We start from the raw sequence: 19,081 nt of genomic DNA, 5'->3' as shown, positions 1-19,081 counted from the left end.
TGGTTGCATTTACTGCGGGGTTGATTTCAGTCCGGATAATCTGCAATACTCCTGGCCATCGGCAGGCTTGTCAGAACCATCCGCTCATATTTTCATAAGCATCTGTATATTCAGGATTTTATTCGCTGAACACACCCAAAACATAGGATCTGAAGCGATGAAGCGCCATGACCCGAACCCCGCAAGTCATGCTCCATCGTCCGGAAATGCGAGCATGCTTGCGGCCCGGGTCGATCTCCTGTCGCAGATACTGACGCTGATCAGGCTTGAGGGAGAGCTGGTGTTCGCGGCGGAGCTGACACAACCTTGGGCGTTGCGCTTCGAGCCCGGATCGGCCTATTTTTTCGTCGTTCTCGAGGGCGAGCTGACAGTTCTGGCTGCCGACGGGCCTCCGATCCGCGCCGTGACCGGTGATCTGGTCATGCTGCTGCGCGGCGTGGGGCATATCCTGAGCGACGGCGGCGGTTCAGCCGCGGCGCCGGTGAGCCAACTGATGGGCGAGCAGTTCACGACCGAGCGGCTGAGCGTGCGGCACGGAGGTGATGGCGCGCGAACCAAACTTATCGCGGGCGCTTTTCATTTCGAGAACGAGTCCATGCCCTGGGTCGTCTCGTCGCTGCCGGCCGTGATCCACATCCCGAAGGCGGGAGGCCAGACGGCAAGCTGGGCGGAGGGTCTCGCTCATTTCATGATGGTCGAGGCACAGGAGGTCCATCCCGGCTCGTCGATCATGATCTCGCGGCTCATCGACGTGCTGGTCATCCGGATCCTGCGCACCTGGGTGCAGACGGAAAAGGCCGGCGATACCGGCTGGCTGGGGGCGCTGGCCGATCCGCGCATCAGCCGCGCCCTGAAAGCCATTCACGACGAGCCGTTCCGGCGCTGGAGCGTCGTCGAGCTTGCGCATGTGGCGGGCATGTCGCGCTCGAGCTTTGCCGAACGCTTCTCCGCGCTGGTCAAGGAAGCGCCGCTTTCCTATCAGAGCCGATGGCGGCTGACCCTTGCGCACGGCATGTTGCGTCATGCCGATTCAAGGGTCAGCGACGTGGCGCGACAGGTCGGCTACGATTCCGATGCGGCATTCAGCAGAGCCTTCAAAGCACAGTTCGGCATTGCTCCAGTGCATGCCAGGCTGGCCACTCCGCCGGGGCTGCAACCGAGCCACGTTCAATCTGACAGCTAGGTTGAGGGCTCATCTTCCGGCTCCGATTTAACGAGTCCTGACCCTAGCAGTCGAGCGCGGCGCTGAGGCCCTCAAGCACCTTGCGCACCCGCCCACGCGCCTGCTCCCGAAGGCCTCGTCGCGGATCAAGTGGGCATGGCTGCCGCTCGAACGGCCGACCTGGCGGGATCAGCAGCTCCGATGGCAGCTTCGGCATCGTAGGGGATGCACGTTGATTGCAACCTCCTACTTGGTGACCTTCATATTGGCCACCTTCTCTTCGAGGCGGCCGTATTCGACGGGAGTCCTGAAAATGAACCTGTCACTGCCGATGTAGCCTCGCTGCGACGTGTAATAGATAGCGACCCCATTCGCTTTGACTTTATCGCATTTCATCTTCTTGCCCCCTGAATCGAAGACAACCGGTTGCTGGAGAATCTCGATGCGCCCATGCTTGGGCTGCTCCACCATATCTATCTGAGGATAATCAACAAACTTGCAGTCGCCATTGAGATGAATGTTCTGGTAAACCAATTCCCCTTCGCCACTGCGTGCTGTTATAGAGTGGGGGTCGCGTTTGAGATCCGACGTCGTCGTGCAGTTCGAAAGCGAAATCGCCGCGGTTGCCAATATCGAATATGCAAAAATATTTTTCACTATAAATCCTCAACTTTTGCTTGAACAAACATTGAATATTTCGGGGAGTCAAGCAGAGTGCAGGCTCAAATCCGGCAGTTTCTCCTGCTTCCAAACATTGGCGAGGTTCGATCTTGAAAAGACGTGTCAAGGCGTGTGTGTCCTCGCTTGCAGCAGGGATTGGGCTGCTAGCGGCGGGCATGGGAAATGCCGATGACATTCCTTTTTTCGTCAGCCGTGATGTGCCCGATTACAGGGCACTGATGACGGTTCGAGAGGCGGATCGCCCGACAAATACACATTTGCGCTCGGTTCTTCATCATCATGGATGGACAAGGGTCGAAGAGGGGACAGGCATTTCTTATGGAAGCTTCTTCGATAACGTCTTGTTGTCGACATGGAAGGCTCATGACGACGAAGACGTTACTGATATGACCATCACAAAGGTCGTACCGCTGCGTAGGGGCATCAGCGTTAAGAACACGAAGGAAGTTGGGACTGTCATCCATCCGGCCGGTGAAGCTTGCAAATGGTGGGAGGTCATCGACAAGCCCGAGCTGAAGGGGACTTTCGGACCCTTCTACTACAGCTGTCTATCACATGATGGCATTGAAGTTGCCACAAAGGGGTTGATAAAGCGCAAGGAGCCTTACGGCGAAACGCAACTGGTCAAACTGGAACGAACACCTGTCGAGGAATCGGAAGTCAGACCTCCCAAGCGGCTCTTCGACCCCGCATTCTGGCTGAAGCCGCTCAGGCACTATCCCAAACGACCTGCAAATCTTCCCGATTTTGAAGCGAGAATGATCGGCGACCGGTCGGAGAAAAGAGTGCTCAGGCACTATCCCTGGCGATTTGAAGAAGAGCGCGGCAGCGATGGAAGGGTGGTGTTTTCGGTCTGGAACATGCTCGACGATCAAAGATTGACTGTCAGTTACTCCAAAAACGAGCGTCATTTCGAGGCTCGTCGCTCATCGATTGATTTCCGGCCGTCAAGTAACCTTATCGGTGTTGAGATCGGTCCGACCGACTTAAAAAAGAGCGATCGTTACCTTGGAGAGTCCTGCGCCTGGTTCGAAACAACCCACTTTGCTGATGCGAGCGGGAGCGAATGCCTGACGCCGGATGGCGTGGCGCTGAAAGTCGAGTTCAGCTCGTGGGTGGGTCTCGTTGAAAACTATACCGCCGTCGAGGTCAAGCGTCGCCCCGTCGACCTCAAGGAGATGATCCCGCCGCCGGAATTGATCGATCCGTCCTCATGGGGATTCACCGTCAGCGACTGATCTGTCGACTGCCTGGTTTACCTGACCACCCTCACGCTCAACACGCCTTCCTCGGTGTAGGCCGCCATTCGACTTCCGCGCAAGGACGCGATCGGGCTTGCTGCGGCCGGATTAGCGGCCGACTGCGGCGCTGAGGCTTTCAAGCGCCTCGCGCACCCGCCCACGCGCCTGCTCAGGAAGGCCGAGCACCGGGCGTGGCGGCGCAAACCGGCCGAGGCCGATGAGATCGGCAATGGTGTACATGACGCGGAAACTGCCGAATTCCCTGAACAGCGCCCAGAGCGGCGCGAAGGCATCGTCGATACGTCTTGCCTCGCTCGCGTCGCCTGCCTGAGCGGCCCTCGTCAGCTTCAGTGCCTCGGCGGGCAACAGTCCGCCGGCAACACTATACCAGCCATCGGCGCCCGCCAGCAGCGCATCCGCTGCACCCCAGTCGCCACTATAACCGACCGCGAAATCATCGGGCGTCACCGATCGGAGACTTGCGATCTCGGCTGCGATATCGCCATTGGCAGGCAGCGGCATCTTCACCGCTTTGACGGTGCCGAGCTTGGCGAGCCGGGCGATCAGCTCAGTGCTGAAGGTGAATTTCGTCGTGCCCGGATTGTTGTAGATGCAGAGCGGCAGCTGCCCGACATCGGCCACGGCAGCGAAATGCTCGTAGACCTCGTTGTCCGTCAGCGGCGTATAGGAGACCGGCGCCAGCAGCAGGCCATCTGCCCCGAGCGCCCGCGCATCACTAGCCAGCGCCTGCGCTTCATCCGTCCTGAGCGCCCCGACGCCGACGATGACGGGGATCTTGCCGCCGACGGCAGACATGGCCGTTTCCACCGCGCGACGTCGCTGGTCGCGCGACAGGAAGGCATAACCGCCGGTGCTGCCGAGCAACCCGATGGAATCGGCGCCGGCGGCTTGAATGCGGGTCAGCAGCGCGGCGAGCGCGCCGGTATCGACGATCCCGGAGGCATCCGTCGGCGTGATCGGAAAGGCGGAAAGACCGTGAAAAAGCGGCATCGACAACGTTCCTTCTATGCGCGAGACAGCAGGAGCTTCATGCCCGCCGCACCGAAGACGAGCGCCAGCGTGCCCTCGATCCAGCGCCGCGCGTGGCGATACATGCGGATCATCGGCGCGGTGGAAAAGACCAGCGCATAACCGCAGAAGATGGTGACGCTGAGAATGGCGCAGCCCGCGAGGATGATGGCGACGGTCGTCGGCGTCGCACCCGGGCCGAGCCCGAGCGTCATGGTCGCAATCCAGCCGAGCAGGGCTTTCGGGTTGGTCAGATGCATGAGGAGGCCGCGGCGATAGAGGCTGAACCCGGAGGCCGGTCTGATGGCATCGATCGCCCTGCCCTGCTTCTCATCGGAGGTCATGGCCGATTTGCCGGCCTTGTAGGCGAGGAACAGCAGGTAGAGACCGCCGAAGACCTTCAGGATGATGAGCGCCTGGGCATATTGGGCAAGAATGGCCGAAACCCCGGTCGCCGCCATCGAGCCCCAGAAGAGCGAGCCGCTGACGACACCTGCGGCGATCATCAGCGCCGACTGGCGCCCCTGATGCATGGCCACGCCCATGATGCGCATGTTGCTGGGACCCGGGCTGGCTGCGGCAATGATATAGGCGGTGAAGACAAGCGCGAGATGATGCGGATCGAATGACATACTGATTTCCCTGAGAGGTATGCAGCCACCACATGCCGCTCAGGAGCCTGGACGCGATCAGCCACATCACGCAAGCGGTGACGGTTTAGAGAATGCGCCGGGAAACCGGCCGTGAAAAGATGGGACGAAGCCAGGTCGCACCATATCCCAACGAAAACTTGTCTCCGTGACATTACCCGGCATCGACAGGCGCGATCAGCGCCGCCCGAAACCGCAATTGATTTTCGGAAAGATTGATGAGGAGATTCAAATCATTATGTCGATCTTTATGCGTCCGGATGGACGCGCAAATGGTGCTCCAGGCTCACACGATGGAATGGCGCCTTCCACCGGCCAACTCCAATTTTGCAACAAGCCACCAGCCTGCAAAGTGATCGTCCGGCCCAAAATGTAAAAAAACTGACATTGAAGTATGAAAGATGACGTCCCGTTAATCGCCGCACGGTGTTGGGAGATTTTTTCGGTTTCTCGCACTCGTGTGGAATTCTTATTTCAGCGGGGTGTGACGTGTTTATCCAAAATGCAATTTCCAGGCCTGTTACCAAGAGGCGTGAACTGACAGTGCGCCTGCTATCGGGTGCAGCCCTATCTATATTGGTTGCCGGTTCGGCTCATGCAGGCGATGGCACCCTTCGGCTGCTGTCGCTGAATATCTGGAACCAGTTCAAGCAGACGCCTGCACTGACCAGGGACTTCATGGTCGCTGGCAACTGGGACGTGCTGATGTTTCAGGAAGCCAACGGCAGCAGATACGTCTCCGACATTCCCGGCATGCTGCAGAATGCCGGGCTTGGAACCTATAGTGGCCAATTGATCGGGGACGTCGGCGTGATCTCGCGACTTCCCGGCACGTATGGCACCTATACCGCTCCGGGTCTCAGCTCCCAGGGACGCTACGTGAACTATCAGGTTCTCGACGGCGAGGCCGGACGGCCGGTGACGACAGTCGGAACGGTTCACTTCGATTACGCCGACAAGGCAGACCAGCGCGTCAAGGAAGCCAAGGCCCTGAATGCCTGGGCGAAGTCTTCGGCCAATCCGCTGATCGTGAGCGGCGATTTCAATGCCGGCGACGTATCGGAGCGCGGCCTGCATTCGAAGAGCCAGCAGGAATTGCTGCTGCGCATCTATACGAAAAACGCCAACTCCTTCTATTACAGCCTGCTCCAGCAATATGCCAAGGACAAGACGGCGCTGGACAAATTCATCGCCGACTGGAGCCCGAAGAACGACGCGGCGATCGATGCGGCGACCATTCCCTCCGGCCTTTTCGAGGACGAGACCTATCCCGTCGCCGGCAACACGCCGCAGACGATGAATGTCCTCAAGAAGCAGTTCATGCTTCTCCAGACCGACCGCGAACGGGAGCAGTTCAAGCCCCACGAACTCAATGACGGCAGCGTGACCTGGCCGTCGGCCGGCGAGGACGATACGAACACCTGGGGCAGCTGGCACCGGGTGAAGATCGATCACTTCCTGGCCTCACGGCCGTTCGGCAAGTGGTACACGATCGCGGATGACCCCAACGATCCCTATCTGGGTGTCATCCGCGACGTCTATGTGACCAAGCCTGATGGCACCAAGGCGCCCCTGTCCGACCATGATCCGGTCGCCCATGAATTCAAATGGATCGGACCGAGCCTGCAGACCTATCAGCAGACGGTCAACGGTGCACAGGTCGACAAGACACGTCTCGTATGGGGCAAGGACGCCACGACCTTTGCCGGTAACGGCAAGGAATTCTACCTGTCCCGCAACAACATGCGCCGCGACGTCTATCTCGGCCAGGTTTCCGATGCGGACGGCAAGCCGAACCTGACCGGCCTCACCGAGGCGGAGAAGAAGACCTTGCTCGACTGCAAAAGCAAGGATCCGCGCTTTGCCCAGGCCATTATCGACTACTGTATCGACGATCACAGTTTCATCGGCGAGACATTGGTCACCGATGGCGGCACCGTCATCGTTGACGAGGATCTGGCTCTCGGCGGCACCGAGGCGAACCTGCGTCTCGACAACGGCGCGCTGCGCATCGCCGGCACGGGAATGAAGAAACTTGACAGGTCTGTGGTCCTGGAATCCGGCGGCGGCACGCTCGATGTCGCCAATACGGCCAATGCCGTTGTCGTGGACCGGGCAATCTCGGGCGCAGGCAGCCTGACCAAGACGGGCCAGGGCACGCTCAATCTGACGGCGACCAATACCTATACCGGTGACACCAGCGTCAAGGGCGGACGCCTTGCGGTCAACGGCTCCATCGCAACATCGGGCATGACCACCGTCTACGACGGCGGCGTACTCGGCGGCAACGGCACTGTCGGCAACCTTGCCGTCGCGAATGGCGGCAGGATTGCGCCTGGCAATTCGGTCGGGACGCTGCACGTCGCCGGCAATCTCAACCTTGCGTCGGGCTCCGTCTACGACGTCGAAATTGACGAAACCGGCAGGACGGATCAGATCATCGTCACCGGCCAGACGGTGATTGCCGCGGGTGCGGCCGTCAATATCGTGGCGGGCGCCACCTACAAGCCGCTCACGAACTACTCCATTCTCACTTCGAACGCCGGCATCACCGGCTCCTTCGATGCGATCACCTCGAACTTCGCCTTCCTGGACCCCGGTCTGACCTATGGAGGCAACAGCCTGACGATGCGGCTGGAACGCAACGCTACGGCCTTCGCCGACGTCGCGACGACGTCAAACCAGCGCGGTGCCGCCTACGGTGTCGACAGCCTCGGCTTCGGCTCCACGGTGTACGATGCGATCATATCGCTCGATGCGGAAAGCGCCCGCGCGTCTTTCGCCCAGCTGGGCGGGGAAATCCATGCATCGACCTACAGTGCGCTGCTCGACAACAGCGACATCGTCCGCGATGGTGCGTTCGATCGCCTGCGGTCGAGAATGGGCGTCACCGATCGGGCCGTGACAGAAGCCGAAATCGGCGCGGACACCCCTGCCGGCCGTGAGCAGGCGCTCGGCATCTGGAACAAGAGCTACGGAGCCTGGACGAAAAAGGACAGTGACGGCAATGCCTATGGCGTGGACCATTCCGCCGGCGGAATCATCGTCGGCGCGGACGGAACGCTCGGCAACGATTGGCGGGTCGGCGTGTTCGGCGGATATGGCCGCACGGCCGTTTCCATCGATGCGCTGGCGTCGAAAAGCGACACCGATCAGATCGATCTCGGCGTCTATGCCGGCACCAATCTCGGTCCGGTCGGCATTCGGTTCGGTGCTGCCCATACATGGAACAGTATCGATAGCGCCCGTTCGGTCTTCCTCCCGACCTTCAGCGAGCGGCTGACCGCCGACTACAACGCCTCGACATCGCAGGTCTTCGGCGAAATCAGCTACCAGCAGTCGATCGGAACCGTCATGCTGGAACCCTTCGCCAATCTCGCCTATGTGAATTTCCGCAACGACGCTTTCTCCGAGCACGGAGGCGTAACGGCGCTTTCCGTCGAAGGCACGACCCAGCAGGCGATCTTCACGGAAATCGGCCTCAGAGCCGCAACGGAGTTCAACCTGCAGGAAACGGTTGGAAGACTGCAAGGCTCGGTCAGCCTGCGTCATGCCAATGGCGATACCAAGCCAGAGACGAAGATGGCCTTTTCGGGCGGCAGCTCGTTTGACGTAAACGGTGCGCCGCTTGCGGAAAATGTTGCCGTGGTCAACGCCGGCGTGAATTTCGATCTCGGCTCGAACGCCGCCCTGGCCGTCTCCTATACCGGCCAGTTTGGTTCCGGCGCCAGCCAGAACGGCATCAATGGCTATCTCGGCGTCAGGTTCTGACGCCTTGCCGCATTATTCTTCCTGAATTAGTTTTCATCAAATGAGTTTTCACCCCGCACGCCGCTTGATAAGCGTTGTGCGGGGTTTTGATATGCTGAACACCCCGGAAAGGCCGGCACCACGATGCATTTTGCAGACAATCACGATGATGGCGGCAAGAAGGAGCGCCGGCAGGATTTCCTCATCCGTTATCTTGAGCAATATCAGTATATCTCGCTGGACGACATCGTCTCGCTCTGTTCCGTGACGGCCCAGACCGCGCGTCGCGATATCATGGCGCTGGAACGGCAGGGCAAGCTGCGCCGAACACATGGCGGGGCTGTCATTTCGCTTCCGATCGAAACCGGCATTTATCATCAGCGTCGCGTCAACAATGCCGAGGCCAAGCGCCAGATTGCCAACAAGATAGCCGAGCTTCTCCCGGACAACTGCTCGGTTTTCATCGACACCGGAACGACTTGCGAGGCAATTGCCCGGGCGCTCACGGTGCGCCGGAACCTTCGTGTCGTGACCTATAGCCTGAGAGTGGCGACGACCCTCAGCGAAAACACGGATTTCACGATAGCCGTTCCCGGCGGCTTCATCCGCAATGTCGATGCGGCGGTCTTCAGCGAAAATGCGCAGAATTTCATCCGGGCATTCAAGTTCGATTACGTCATCATCTCCGTCAGTGGCGTCGACAATGACGGCGACATAGGCGACGACGACTACGCCGAAGTGTCGGCTGTTCGGGCCGCCATGGGTCAGGCGGCCCGCGTCATCCTGGCGGTAGACAGCACCAAATTCGAACGCCGTGCACTCGTTCGTCTCGGCTCGATCTCCGAGATGGACATCGTCGTCTCCGAAGCGAGGCCAACCGAAAGGTTGCTGTCACTGCTGGACGGCAGCAAGACTGTCTATCAGGTGGCGAATATGGACAGCAATTCTTCAGGCCTCGTCGCAAAATCGGCGTGACATCCTGACGACAGTTCCGTTGCAAAGCCCCCTGGATCGGGAGCGGGCCGGCTCTCCTCTGATCGACCCATTTCGGCACCGGAGCGCCCGTGCCCCTCACATGCCGTTCAGGAGCCTGAACGCGATCAGCCACATCACGCAGGCGATGATGGTTTCGAGAATGCGCCAGGAAACCGGCCGCGAAAAGATGGGGCGAAGCCAGGCGGCACCATATCCCAGCGAAAAGAAGAACAGGAAGGAGCCGGTCACGGCGCCTGCGGCGAACGCCGCCTGATGCCCGGCAAAACGCGTCGAGATCGTGCCGAGCAGGATCACCGTATCGAGATAGACATGCGGATTGAGCCAGGTGAGCGCAAGGCACATGGCCATGGTCTTGCCGAAGCTCGCCCCCGCCCCGTTCGAAACCTGCAGCACGCCCGGTGACCGCACCGCCGAATACAGGCTTTTTGCCCCATACCAGATGAGAAATGCCGCCCCGCCATACCGCATGACCGGATCGAGCCAGGGCATGAGATCCACCACCTGTTTCAGGCTGGTAACGCCGACGACGATGAGGATCGCATCGGAGAGAGCACAGGCGAGGCAGACGGCAAACACATATTCGTTGCGCAGCCCCTGCCGCAGGACGAAGGCATTCTGTGCGCCGATCGCCACGATCAGGCTGAGGCCGGCGGCCAAGCCGGTGAAATAGGTCGTAAGGTCCATGATATCAGAGGTTTCCGTCCCGTTGCTGAGACGCTTCGTAGACGGATCGAGCGGATTAGGCTAATTAATCATCCTTACGTCAATTAAGCGCAGCTTACCCATGATCGATTATCCCGCCCTTCGCGTCCTGCTCGCCGTCGTCCAGACCGGCAGCTTCGAAAAGGCCGCCGCCGTGCTGAACGTCACACCATCAGCCGTCTCCCAGCGCATCAAGCAGCTCGAAGAGCGCCTGGGTGCCGCCCTCGTCGTGCGCGGAACGCCGTGCACGGCGACGGAAAAGGGCGACTGGCTCTGCCGCCACATGGAAAATGTCGGCATGCTGGAAAGCGAATTGCTCGAACACCTGCCGGCACTCAGCGACCGAGACAGTCCCGAGCAACGCGTCACGCTGCAGATCGCCACCAGCGCCGACAGCCTCGGCACCTGGTTTCTGGAGGCGATGGCGGATTTCTCGAAAAGCTCGAACTACCTCCTGAACATTTCCATCGACGATCAGGACCACACGGCCGAATGGCTCGAACGCGGCCGTGTCATCGCCGCCGTCACAAGCATGGAAAAGCCGGTCTCCGGCTGCCGCCGCTACTCGCTCGGCGCGCTGCGCTACCACGCGACCGCCAGCCCCGAATTCGTCCGCCGCTATTTCCCTGACGGCGTCAGCCCGCAAGCGCTTGCCCGCGCCCCGTCCATCACCTTCAACCAGAAGGACCGCCTGCAGGCGGAATGGATCCGCCGCACGTTTGCGACAGATATCAACGCACCGACGCACTGGCTGCCGACCGCACAGGGCTTCGTCGATGCCAGCCTGCTCGACATGGGCTGGGGCATGATCCCGACCCACCTGACTGAGGACCACATCAAGGCCGGCCGGCTCGTCGAACTGATATCAGGCACGCCTCTCGATGTCGTGCTCTACTGGCAGATCAGCCGGCTTGCCGCAGACCGGCTTACGGGCTTGACGCAGAAGGTGATCGAGGTGGCGAGGCGGTCGCTGGTGTGAGGGGGACGTGGGGTACAGGGGCGTCTGGCTTGCGCTAGAAGCGGACGTAACTTGCTCGCGATTGATGTTTGACTTGGACCGAAGCGGACCGGCAGGTTCGCGGCTTTGCTTATATGAAAGCCATGATCCGTCTTCGGCAAGCTATAACGAACAGCGACTTCATATTGGCCAGCCGCAACAGAGGGATTGCGATCTTGCATTGACCGGAGATTGATACCACATCGGTCGCTAAGAGGTGATTGATGGGTCCGATGACGCTGTTCGACAAGTCGTTTCTTGAGATGCTTAGCGTCGATGAGGCGGCCATCTTCGACATGCTATACATGACGATCATTTCCCCGGTATTCATAACCGAGGCCATTGCCGATCTATCCAAGGTTCCGCCCGGCTCGAGGACGGTTGAAAAGATCGTGTCTGATCTGGCCAATAAGAGTCCGAGCTTCCACTCCTACCCGAACGTTGAGTATACGCGGCTTTGCCTTGGTGAGCTTTTTGGTCATTCGGTGGACATGCGCGGAGTGCCGGCGCGAGGTGGGGGCGCATCGTTCGAAAAGACAACAAGCTTGCCGTGATCTATGACGAGTCCGACGAGGCGAAAGCCTTCATCCGGTGGCAGAACGGGGAGTTCCTCGAACTGGAGCGCGAATTCGCCAGCTCTTGGCGCGAGCAAATGAAGTCGGCGGACCACCGCTTGCTTTCTGATGTCGTGCGTAATGCTCTTAACATAAGCGAAAAACCAAAGACACATGCGGACGCTTACCGAATAGCGCGCCAAATCGTCGAAGGCGAGACAACCGGCGCGCTTCTGCGTGTTACCACTGTCCTTCTTGGCTTTTCCTCAGATGTTCATAACGCCATCCACGAGCGCTGGATTAGTCGGGGAAAGCCGAATATAGCGGCCTTTGCGCCGTACACAGCCTATTGCCTGCTCGTGGAGTTGTTCTTCCACATCTGCATCGACAAGTGCCTGATCTCACCGGACCGCCCAAGCAACCGCGTGGACATGTCCTATCTGTACTATCTGCCGTTCTGCGAATTGTTCGTCTCGAACGACAAGCTGCATAGGACGACCGCACCCCTGTTTCTCGGGCGCGCTCAGCAATTCGTTTTTGGGGGCGAGCTTAAGGGTGACCTGACCCGGCTGGACGCGCGCTATGACAAGCTTTCGGCGGATGAGAAAGCGACTGGCTTGTTCCGTATCGCTGCCTATCCGCCGGAGGACAATTCCTATTTAACTACGCGTCTCTGGACGGAGTTCGGCCGGAGTACGAAGGAAGAGGCCACAAAGCCTCCGGCTTCGCCTGCCGCCCACACCAAGATTCTGGCGGAACTCGGGAACATGAAGAGCGGTGCGCTGGTTAGTCCGGAAGAAGCAGCGATGATCGACCAGAACGCCCTCGACAATGTGATGATTGAGCGTCGAGTCCCTAGGCGTATGGGGAAGTGGAAAATCCTGCCGGACCACATCAAGTGATCGCGATCGACGATGTAGATTGAAGGCCGAAAGTAATTTCGTTATGCGGCTGGCGGTGCGTTGCTTTGCGTCCATCGATCATAATTGCCAGCGTCTTATGAAACTGAGCAGAACATGGCGGCGACTTTTCAAAGAGCCGTTCTCGCAAGTTTCTCCCCTAATGCCGTTAGTCCGCACCCCAATCTGTCATCCACGTTTTCACTAGCTATGAGGACTGGCAGCGGAAATAGTTTCCAGGCACGCGCAGTAGTCCCAGGCTCAGGACTTGGCCCTGAGCCTGCGAGATTTGCAAAAGTCGGTATGCTCGGCCTGCGCCAAACCTTATCTTCCGCGTCAGCTATGTGCTGCCGCTCGAACTCCACAAGATGGATGCCAGCACTCCCCGCCCTGCGCAATGCAACTTCGGCACCAGACGCAACGGTTCGCAGAAACTGCCAGACTTCAACGTCAACAGTACTGGGGGAGCCGACAATTCATTCACATGAAACGCGGATACTCCCTTGGGGCATGCCAAGATCGTCCTCAGCGCGACCCTAGGAACCGGAATTCCGCAAAGCTGATGATGTCTTTCTCACCGAGGCCGAAACCACCGCCGTAGTGTTCAACTCGTCTAGCTTCCACATCGCGCAATCGGCAGTAGTCGATTTTAGCAAGTGGCCACTCAAGTGTCGCCACATTGATCCTACCAGAGTACTTTACAGTCGCGGAGCTGCTGGCGCCAATTGCAACAGGCAACAGGGGGGAGCCGGATTGGTCTGCAATAACCGTCAGAGGTGTGAAATACTCGGTTAAATCTTTTGTGAAGGATCCGATAATGGCATCAAATTGGTCATGTGCTAGGAATACGGGGGAAGCCAGATTGTTATCAATGAAGGCCGTGACCGCGACACTCCCGTCACTCGCGACAACGCATGCCGCATCCTTAACCTCAATGGTGGCCGGTCGCGGCTTGACCGTTAGTGCCTGAATTTGCCCCACTATTATGAATCCAATGGCTATCGCCGCAATTTGAACACCAAATACAATCGGCGCCGACAATAGGGCGAACGCGCCTAATACGATTGCGGATCCGTTGACCCGTTGCCTTAGCAAGTGGCCTGAGATGATGAACAACGGATATGCAGTTGGGACCATTAGGAGCAAGATGTAAAATATCGCATCGGGAAAGATCGCCGACGACGACGCGTATGCATTGCCCCATTTGATCAAGACTAGACCGCTCATCAGCCAGAACAAGCATGTCGAGGCAGCGATTCCGTAACGAACCAGGTGGATCGATCGCGCTTGCCGGCGCTTAGAGGAAACGAGAACTCCGATAAGCATCGCAGTTATATCGAGAAACACGTAGACTGCTAGGACAGCGAGAGACCACTCGTACCAAGTCGCACCATATATCTGCAGAATGCGTTGATACGCGGTTTCCAGCGTAAAGATGGGGCCTGAGACGGCAAGCGCGCTTGAAACAAATAAAGCAGTCGACGAAGAGATTTGCTGGCCTTTTCGTATGGAAGAAAGGGCATTGAGGCGGGCGGCGTTTTTCAGAGGCCTGAACCACAACCGAACAAACGTCTTGAGAGTATTGTAGATGAAGACGATCAGTCCTTCGACAATCTCTTCAATGAGCTTCTGAAGACCGGTCACCGCTTTCATTGCTGCAGGACGAGCCCGCTTCCAGACAACAGGTCGGCCGGGGGGAGCAATCCGAATTGCAAACCAATTAGTATCGGATTATCAAATGGCGGTGTTTCGCCTAAGAGCTGCTTCGGTGCCCCACGCACCCCGCCAATATAGGTGAATTCCTGAATCAACAGGGACACGCATCTACCAGTGAAGTATTTAAGGTTACCAGGTTCCACGCACTCCACCACCACTTTATAGGCAAGGTCGGTGCGCATCAGTTCTGCCCCCACTCCGATCAATTCAATTTGCACCGCCGATTTATTTTTATAGGGCGAGAATGGACTTAACGCAACTTTCTAAGGCTCCCGATCCCCACGAGCTTTTCTTCAGGCGTAAAGTAATTGACATACAACGGCCCGGCGAGGTTATTGTTATTGCCTGCATCGAAAGATCTCCGACATGAATCTCGCTGAGCACACGCGGTTAGGCGCCGGAACGGTATGAGGTCGGCCGTTAAAAGCCTTCGCGATAACCAGGGCAGCCGGTGGTGGGGCACGTCCTTCGTGGGTGCCCCTGAGAGAACCCGATTCCTGTTGCAATCACCGCTAGATTGTATTAGCTAATTCTTGAAGAAATATTCAAATAAAACTTGCAGACAGTAAAATCCATCTGCTCTGGCGCAAATAATACGCCCCGCATGACGGGATCTATTGTCTGCTTGCTATCGCGCTCATCGTGCAACGGGAGTGTGGCCGGATAGCTATGCTGTCGGTCGCGCCATCCGGAGGCGAAGAGGATCATGATCAAGACGGTTTACTTCGCAACCAATCGTCAGCCGCTGCTCGATCCCTCCGATCCGCAGCATCAGCGGATCATCGGCTTCGGTTCCGAACTCGGGCCGACCAGCGGCATCGATGTGCGCTACGGAAGCGCCAAGGTCGACGTCAATCTGTCGAAGAAGACGAACGTGCTCGTGCCGGGCTCGCTCGCCGTTGCCAGTCAGCAGCTTCTCTTCGCCGAGGGAGAGGCGCCGACGCTCGGCAGCGACACGATCTTCGATGCCATCCGCGCCTCGATGAAGACCGACAACAAGCCGACGATCGCCTTCATCCACGGCTTCAGCAACAGTTTCGTCGATTCCATCGAACGCGCCGGCTGGCTGAGCGCCTTCTACGGTCTCGACGTCAACATATTCGTTTTCTCCTGGCCGTCGATTGCCGCGCTCCTGCCCATACCCACACCGTTCGGCGATTACGCCCATGACCGAAGGACCGCGGAGGCATCGGGCATGGCGATCGCCAGAACCCTGCGTCGCCTGAGCGACTTCGTCGACAAGCTCAGTCAGGAAGAGCGCTGCGATCAGGCCATTCACCTGATCTGCCACAGCATGGGCAATTATGTCATGCGAAACGCGCTGCAGGCGCTGATGAAACTGCCCGAACCCGCCTCCCCGACACTCTCGGCCGTCAATGCCATGACCTCGCTTGACGGCGCACCATCATCCTCCCTGCGCCGCTATTTCGACAAGGTAATCCTGGCTGCCGCCGACGAGGATGCCGACGCCTTCGACGACCCCCTGAAATTCAAGTTCCTGCCGCGGATCTGCAGGTCGATCACCGTCTATTATTCGGAGAAGGACTGGATTTTGAGCACGCTCAGCAGCGGCACGAAATTCAACGGACCGCGCCTGGGCGCCGAAGGCCCCGACAATATGGGCACCATCAGCGACAAGGTGACGGCCGTCGACGTCAGCGCAATACTCGCCCCATCGGAGCCGGAGAACCACCAATATTACCGCGTCTTTCCGCAGATGCGCGACGACATAAAGGCGGTCCTTACCGGCACCCCGCCCGAAAAGATCGCCAATCGCCAGGCGATCGGGCAAGCCAGGTGGCGGATCGTCAAGAGGGCTGGAAGAAGCGGCTGAGCAACAGCGGACCTGCCGCAACTTCCGAAAATCCGAAATTGCAGAATTAAGGACGACGAAACATCCAATCTTCCACGTGTCTCGATCAGAGGGGGCGTCGATGGCAATCGAATTCGTAATCGAACGCAATGACAGGACCTACAAGGCAAGAGCAGACGGCGCGGCAGCGTTTTTCATCGGGCTGTCGACCCATTTCCGGGACAGGAGCTCGGGCGAGGATTTCCACGGGCTTTTCAACGTTCCGACAAACGGGCTTCCGAAGCTGCTCTATTCCGCCGCGGATCAGAGACCGGCATTCGGATTCTGGGCTGATTTCATTGAGCCGACCTCGAAATGCGAGGGCGGCAACTACCTGACGCTCAATACCTATGATCGCGCCAAATTCACCTTCGGCTTCGGCCAATTTGCGGCGCATGTGCCGGACGGCGATTTTGTCGTCTACTTCCGCGACATGCTGGGGCGACCCGAGGCCAGGGATTATTTTCCGGACCTGATCGTCAAAGGCGGCCGGATCGTCAGGCTCTCGACAATCGGGGAAGCTCAGCTCGAAAACGCGAGCTCGACGAAGCCCCTGATGAATTACCTCAATCCCACGACCACGCATATCGAGGATGACGAAGTCGTCGCATCCGCCAAGTTCATACACTGGACCGCCAACCATGCGGCCGCCCAGGCATTGCAGGCCTTTCACATGATCGGGACATTCAAGGACAAGATGGCGGCAGCGGACCGAAATCTCGGGCTCGACGGGCGAGCCGCGGATCGATGCGCCATCATCTGTGACATTCTGCACCAGGGACGGGCAAAATATCCGGCGATCCGCCAGGCGCTTGGGACGGGTACGCGGGATGCCTTGCTGGCACTTGGCTCGATTGCCTATCCCGACCGCATCAAGACCTTGAAGACCGCTCTGGATAAAGCCGGAGCGGTCCTGACCGGCAAGCATTGGAGCGCATCGAAACAGGATTTTGTATGAGGGAGAGCGCCATGTCGTTTAACGAGGAACTTGTCAAAGTCACGTCTGACGAATGGGAAAGATGGGGATTTTCCGCAGCCCCCCTTCACAGGCCGAAGGCAATCGCGGGGCTGGAGGGAAAGCAGCCCTTTGTGGGATTTGTGCATGACTACTGGGTGGTGGTGAACCGGCCCGAGCGCAACGGCCTGACAGACAAGCCATGGTCTGCCGCTTTCATCTCGTTCTGCTTCAAGACGGCCAATGCCGGAGACGATTTTCCCTATAGCGAAGGTCACTACGGCTATTGCCAGAAGATCCTGAAGGGAATGAGAGCCGGAAATCCCAAAATCACGATCGAGAAACCGGCAGAGACCGATCTGAAGCTCGGAGACCTGATCTGGGCCGGCCGATCGGGCACGGGATGCGGCACACCACCGCAAAGCTTTGACGGCGCGCTGACGGCGCTTCGAAAGAGGGACGGCTTCTTCTGCAGCCATGCCGATATTGTCGTCGCGATCCGCCCCGGCGAAGTCGACGTCATCGGCGGAAACGTGTCGGACTCCGTGACCAAGACGACCTATGTCACCAACAATGGCAAGATCGCGGATCCGCGTCACGCCTGGGTCGGCGTTATCAGGAATACGCTCTGACCTTTTGAAACGACGCATCACGCCTTCCGAAAATCGGCTCCGATTTCCGGGCCGATACTGTCGGCGAAGGCGACGCATGAGCCCGCTCACCTTCCCCATCTGGGCTTTGAACCTGGTGTCAGCGTTCGGGCGCGGCCGGCAGGCGGAGCTTTATGCCCATAAAAAACCCCTCCCCAACCCCTCCCCACAAGAGGGAGGGACTAACCCGAGGCGCCCGCATTGCTCCTTCCAAAACGTTGAAGAAGTGGAAAGCGAGTGCGGCAGTTTAAGCCCCTCCCCCTTGTGGGGAGGGGTTTGGGGCGGGTCTTTTTCTCACCAGCACAATCGCCCTTAAAAAACGACGCGAAGCCATTTGGACCATCGCGTCCGGTACATCCATCTCCGTCACGGTTTCTGCCTTCTCCGCCCACTTGGCGCAGCTCATAAACAATGCCATACCGAACGCCACGACGGAGCCATCGATGACCGCGAACGCTTCTCTTCACACATTCGCCATCGGCGATGTCCACGGGCGTGCCGACCTGCTGGAGGAGATGCTGTCAGGCATTGCCGGCAAGGCGCGTGACGAGACGATCGACTACCGGATCGTCTTCCTCGGCGACATCATGGACCGTGGGCCGGAGAGCCGCAAAGCGCTGGATCTCGTCATCGCGACGCTGCGCGACAGGCCGGGCTCGAAACTGATACGCGGCAACCACGACGCGCTCCCCCTTCAGATCCTCGACGAGACGGACCCGGCCGTTCAGGCAGATCTTGTGAACCACTGGCAAGACCTCGGAGGCAGCGAGGCGATGCTGTCCTACGGCCTGCCCCGTGGGGCAGCCATCACCGCAGACGAGATCCGCCGCAGGTTTGGAGACGAGCGCCTGCAATGCCTGCGCGCCGCGGAACGCTATGTCGAACTCGACCACCACATCCTCGTCCATGCCGGCCTGAAACCCGGCATTCCCCTGGCCGAGCAGGATGCGCACACGCTGACGTGGATTCGCGGCGAGTTCCTGAACGCCAGCGCCTCGTTCGGCAAGATCGTCGTCCATGGGCATACGATTACCGCGAGCGAACGCGTCGAGATTTTCCCGAACCGGATTGCCATCGATACCGGCGCCTTCGCGACGAATATCCTGTCTGCGCTTCACATCAGCCCTACAGGCGATGTCGCGGTACTGCAGACAACGGAAGTCCGCCCCGGTTCGTGCCATTTTCAGGAAGGCAGCCCCCTCAAGCGGACTCATGAAGATGATGCGAATATGCTCTTCTAGGACTGG

17 protein-coding genes and 1 pseudogene are annotated in these 19,081 nt (G+C 58.8%); 11 read left to right on the top strand and 7 right to left on the bottom strand.

What is annotated here, in order from left to right:
• The first annotated feature begins 157 nt into the window (after positions 1–157).
• The gene (locus AC1DUP_RS16285; RefSeq protein WP_477833243.1) at positions 158–1,183 is read left to right on the top strand and encodes an AraC family transcriptional regulator; all 1,026 of its coding nucleotides are present in this window, start codon (positions 158–160) and stop codon (positions 1,181–1,183) included.
• Positions 1,184–1,408: 225 nt separating this feature from the next.
• On the opposite strand, the gene AC1DUP_RS16280 is transcribed toward AC1DUP_RS16285, so the two are convergent.
• Positions 1,409–1,819: a hypothetical protein gene (locus AC1DUP_RS16280; RefSeq protein ID WP_477833179.1), complete on the bottom strand. Its 411-nt coding sequence runs from the start codon at positions 1,817–1,819 to the stop codon at positions 1,409–1,411.
• Positions 1,820–1,932: 113 nt separating this feature from the next.
• Between AC1DUP_RS16280 and AC1DUP_RS16275 the strand changes: the two genes are divergently transcribed.
• Entirely contained in the window at positions 1,933–3,081 is a 1,149-nt protein-coding gene (locus AC1DUP_RS16275) for a hypothetical protein (protein WP_477833178.1), read from the top strand.
• A gap of 111 nt (positions 3,082–3,192) precedes the next feature.
• On the opposite strand, the gene AC1DUP_RS16270 is transcribed toward AC1DUP_RS16275, so the two are convergent.
• The 3 genes and pseudogenes from AC1DUP_RS16270 to AC1DUP_RS16260 form a co-directional block, all read right to left on the bottom strand.
• A complete protein-coding gene (locus AC1DUP_RS16270; RefSeq protein WP_477833177.1) occupies positions 3,193–4,095 on the bottom strand; it encodes a dihydrodipicolinate synthase family protein in 903 nt (300 codons plus the stop codon).
• A gap of 14 nt (positions 4,096–4,109) precedes the next feature.
• Positions 4,110–4,745, bottom strand: a complete 636-nt coding sequence (locus AC1DUP_RS16265) for a LysE family translocator (protein ID WP_113302025.1) — start codon at positions 4,743–4,745, stop codon at positions 4,110–4,112.
• 85 nt (positions 4,746–4,830) lie between these two features.
• A pseudogene (locus AC1DUP_RS16260) lies at positions 4,831–4,902 on the bottom strand (amino acid transporter); the annotation flags it as partial.
• Between the two features lie 350 nt (positions 4,903–5,252).
• On the opposite strand from AC1DUP_RS16260, the gene AC1DUP_RS16255 reads away from it, so the two are divergent.
• On the top strand, positions 5,253–8,534 hold the full coding sequence (locus AC1DUP_RS16255; protein ID WP_477833176.1) for an autotransporter domain-containing protein: 3,282 nt from the start codon (positions 5,253–5,255) through the stop codon (positions 8,532–8,534).
• 123 nt (positions 8,535–8,657) lie between these two features.
• The gene (locus AC1DUP_RS16250; RefSeq protein ID WP_113302024.1) at positions 8,658–9,488 is read left to right on the top strand and encodes a DeoR/GlpR family DNA-binding transcription regulator; all 831 of its coding nucleotides are present in this window, start codon (positions 8,658–8,660) and stop codon (positions 9,486–9,488) included.
• A gap of 96 nt (positions 9,489–9,584) precedes the next feature.
• On the opposite strand, the gene AC1DUP_RS16245 is transcribed toward AC1DUP_RS16250, so the two are convergent.
• Entirely contained in the window at positions 9,585–10,193 is a 609-nt protein-coding gene (locus tag AC1DUP_RS16245) for a LysE/ArgO family amino acid transporter (RefSeq protein ID WP_115034787.1), read from the bottom strand.
• A gap of 100 nt (positions 10,194–10,293) precedes the next feature.
• Here AC1DUP_RS16245 and AC1DUP_RS16240 point away from each other — a divergent pair, with 100 nt between their 5' ends.
• From AC1DUP_RS16240 to AC1DUP_RS16230, 3 genes are all read left to right on the top strand, one after another.
• Positions 10,294–11,190, top strand: coding sequence for a LysR family transcriptional regulator ArgP (locus tag AC1DUP_RS16240; protein ID WP_477833175.1), 897 nt, complete (start codon positions 10,294–10,296; stop codon positions 11,188–11,190).
• A 242-nt stretch (positions 11,191–11,432) separates the two neighbouring features.
• Positions 11,433–11,762, top strand: coding sequence for a hypothetical protein (locus tag AC1DUP_RS16235; protein ID WP_477833174.1), 330 nt, complete (start codon positions 11,433–11,435; stop codon positions 11,760–11,762).
• Positions 11,759–12,664 (top strand): hypothetical protein, encoded by a 906-nt coding sequence (locus AC1DUP_RS16230; protein WP_477833173.1) that lies wholly within the window; start codon positions 11,759–11,761, stop codon positions 12,662–12,664. The genes AC1DUP_RS16235 and AC1DUP_RS16230 overlap by 4 nt, the downstream gene beginning before the upstream one ends.
• A gap of 522 nt (positions 12,665–13,186) precedes the next feature.
• Here the strand turns inward: AC1DUP_RS16230 and AC1DUP_RS16225 are convergent.
• Positions 13,187–14,314 (bottom strand): hypothetical protein, encoded by a 1,128-nt coding sequence (locus tag AC1DUP_RS16225; protein WP_477833172.1) that lies wholly within the window; start codon positions 14,312–14,314, stop codon positions 13,187–13,189.
• Positions 14,311–14,559, bottom strand: a complete 249-nt coding sequence (locus tag AC1DUP_RS16220; RefSeq protein ID WP_477833171.1) for a hypothetical protein — start codon at positions 14,557–14,559, stop codon at positions 14,311–14,313. The genes AC1DUP_RS16225 and AC1DUP_RS16220 overlap by 4 nt, the downstream gene beginning before the upstream one ends.
• 524 nt (positions 14,560–15,083) lie before the next feature.
• On the opposite strand from AC1DUP_RS16220, the gene AC1DUP_RS16215 reads away from it, so the two are divergent.
• The 4 genes from AC1DUP_RS16215 to AC1DUP_RS16200 all read left to right on the top strand — a co-directional run bounded on the left by AC1DUP_RS16215 (position 15,084) and on the right by AC1DUP_RS16200 (position 19,075).
• Positions 15,084–16,211 carry an alpha/beta hydrolase gene (locus AC1DUP_RS16215; protein ID WP_477833170.1) on the top strand — a complete coding sequence of 376 codons (1,128 nt, stop codon included), beginning with the start codon at positions 15,084–15,086 and terminating at the stop codon, positions 16,209–16,211.
• A gap of 100 nt (positions 16,212–16,311) precedes the next feature.
• Positions 16,312–17,187, top strand: coding sequence for a hypothetical protein (locus AC1DUP_RS16210; protein WP_113508740.1), 876 nt, complete (start codon positions 16,312–16,314; stop codon positions 17,185–17,187).
• 11 nt (positions 17,188–17,198) lie between these two features.
• Positions 17,199–17,816 (top strand): DUF2272 domain-containing protein, encoded by a 618-nt coding sequence (locus tag AC1DUP_RS16205; protein WP_113302018.1) that lies wholly within the window; start codon positions 17,199–17,201, stop codon positions 17,814–17,816.
• A 461-nt stretch (positions 17,817–18,277) separates the two neighbouring features.
• Positions 18,278–19,075, top strand: a complete 798-nt coding sequence (locus AC1DUP_RS16200) for a metallophosphoesterase (RefSeq protein ID WP_477833169.1) — start codon at positions 18,278–18,280, stop codon at positions 19,073–19,075.
• Positions 19,076–19,081: the final 6 nt, after the last annotated feature.

It is taken from the genome of Rhizobium sp. 01L419 (assembly GCF_056400025.1).
This window is presented reverse-complemented; position numbering and strand designations above follow the sequence as displayed.

Excerpts from the sequence above, each read along its gene's own strand:
- AC1DUP_RS16285 (WP_477833243.1), top strand. The coding sequence starts at position 158 with ATGAAGCGCCATGACCCGAACCCCGCAAGTCATGCTCCATCGTCCGGA.
- AC1DUP_RS16270 (WP_477833177.1), bottom strand. The coding sequence starts at position 4,095 with ATGCCGCTTTTTCACGGTCTTTCCGCCTTTCCGATCACGCCGACGGAT.
- AC1DUP_RS16265 (WP_113302025.1), bottom strand. The coding sequence starts at position 4,745 with ATGTCATTCGATCCGCATCATCTCGCGCTTGTCTTCACCGCCTATATC.
- AC1DUP_RS16250 (WP_113302024.1), top strand. The coding sequence starts at position 8,658 with ATGCATTTTGCAGACAATCACGATGATGGCGGCAAGAAGGAGCGCCGG.
- AC1DUP_RS16245 (WP_115034787.1), bottom strand. The coding sequence starts at position 10,193 with ATGGACCTTACGACCTATTTCACCGGCTTGGCCGCCGGCCTCAGCCTG.
- AC1DUP_RS16240 (WP_477833175.1), top strand. The coding sequence starts at position 10,294 with ATGATCGATTATCCCGCCCTTCGCGTCCTGCTCGCCGTCGTCCAGACC.
- AC1DUP_RS16235 (WP_477833174.1), top strand. The coding sequence starts at position 11,433 with ATGGGTCCGATGACGCTGTTCGACAAGTCGTTTCTTGAGATGCTTAGC.
- AC1DUP_RS16225 (WP_477833172.1), bottom strand. The coding sequence starts at position 14,314 with ATGAAAGCGGTGACCGGTCTTCAGAAGCTCATTGAAGAGATTGTCGAA.
- AC1DUP_RS16220 (WP_477833171.1), bottom strand. The coding sequence starts at position 14,559 with ATGCGCACCGACCTTGCCTATAAAGTGGTGGTGGAGTGCGTGGAACCT.
- AC1DUP_RS16215 (WP_477833170.1), top strand. The coding sequence starts at position 15,084 with ATGATCAAGACGGTTTACTTCGCAACCAATCGTCAGCCGCTGCTCGAT.
- AC1DUP_RS16210 (WP_113508740.1), top strand. The coding sequence starts at position 16,312 with ATGGCAATCGAATTCGTAATCGAACGCAATGACAGGACCTACAAGGCA.
- AC1DUP_RS16205 (WP_113302018.1), top strand. The coding sequence starts at position 17,199 with ATGTCGTTTAACGAGGAACTTGTCAAAGTCACGTCTGACGAATGGGAA.
- AC1DUP_RS16200 (WP_477833169.1), top strand. The coding sequence starts at position 18,278 with ATGACCGCGAACGCTTCTCTTCACACATTCGCCATCGGCGATGTCCAC.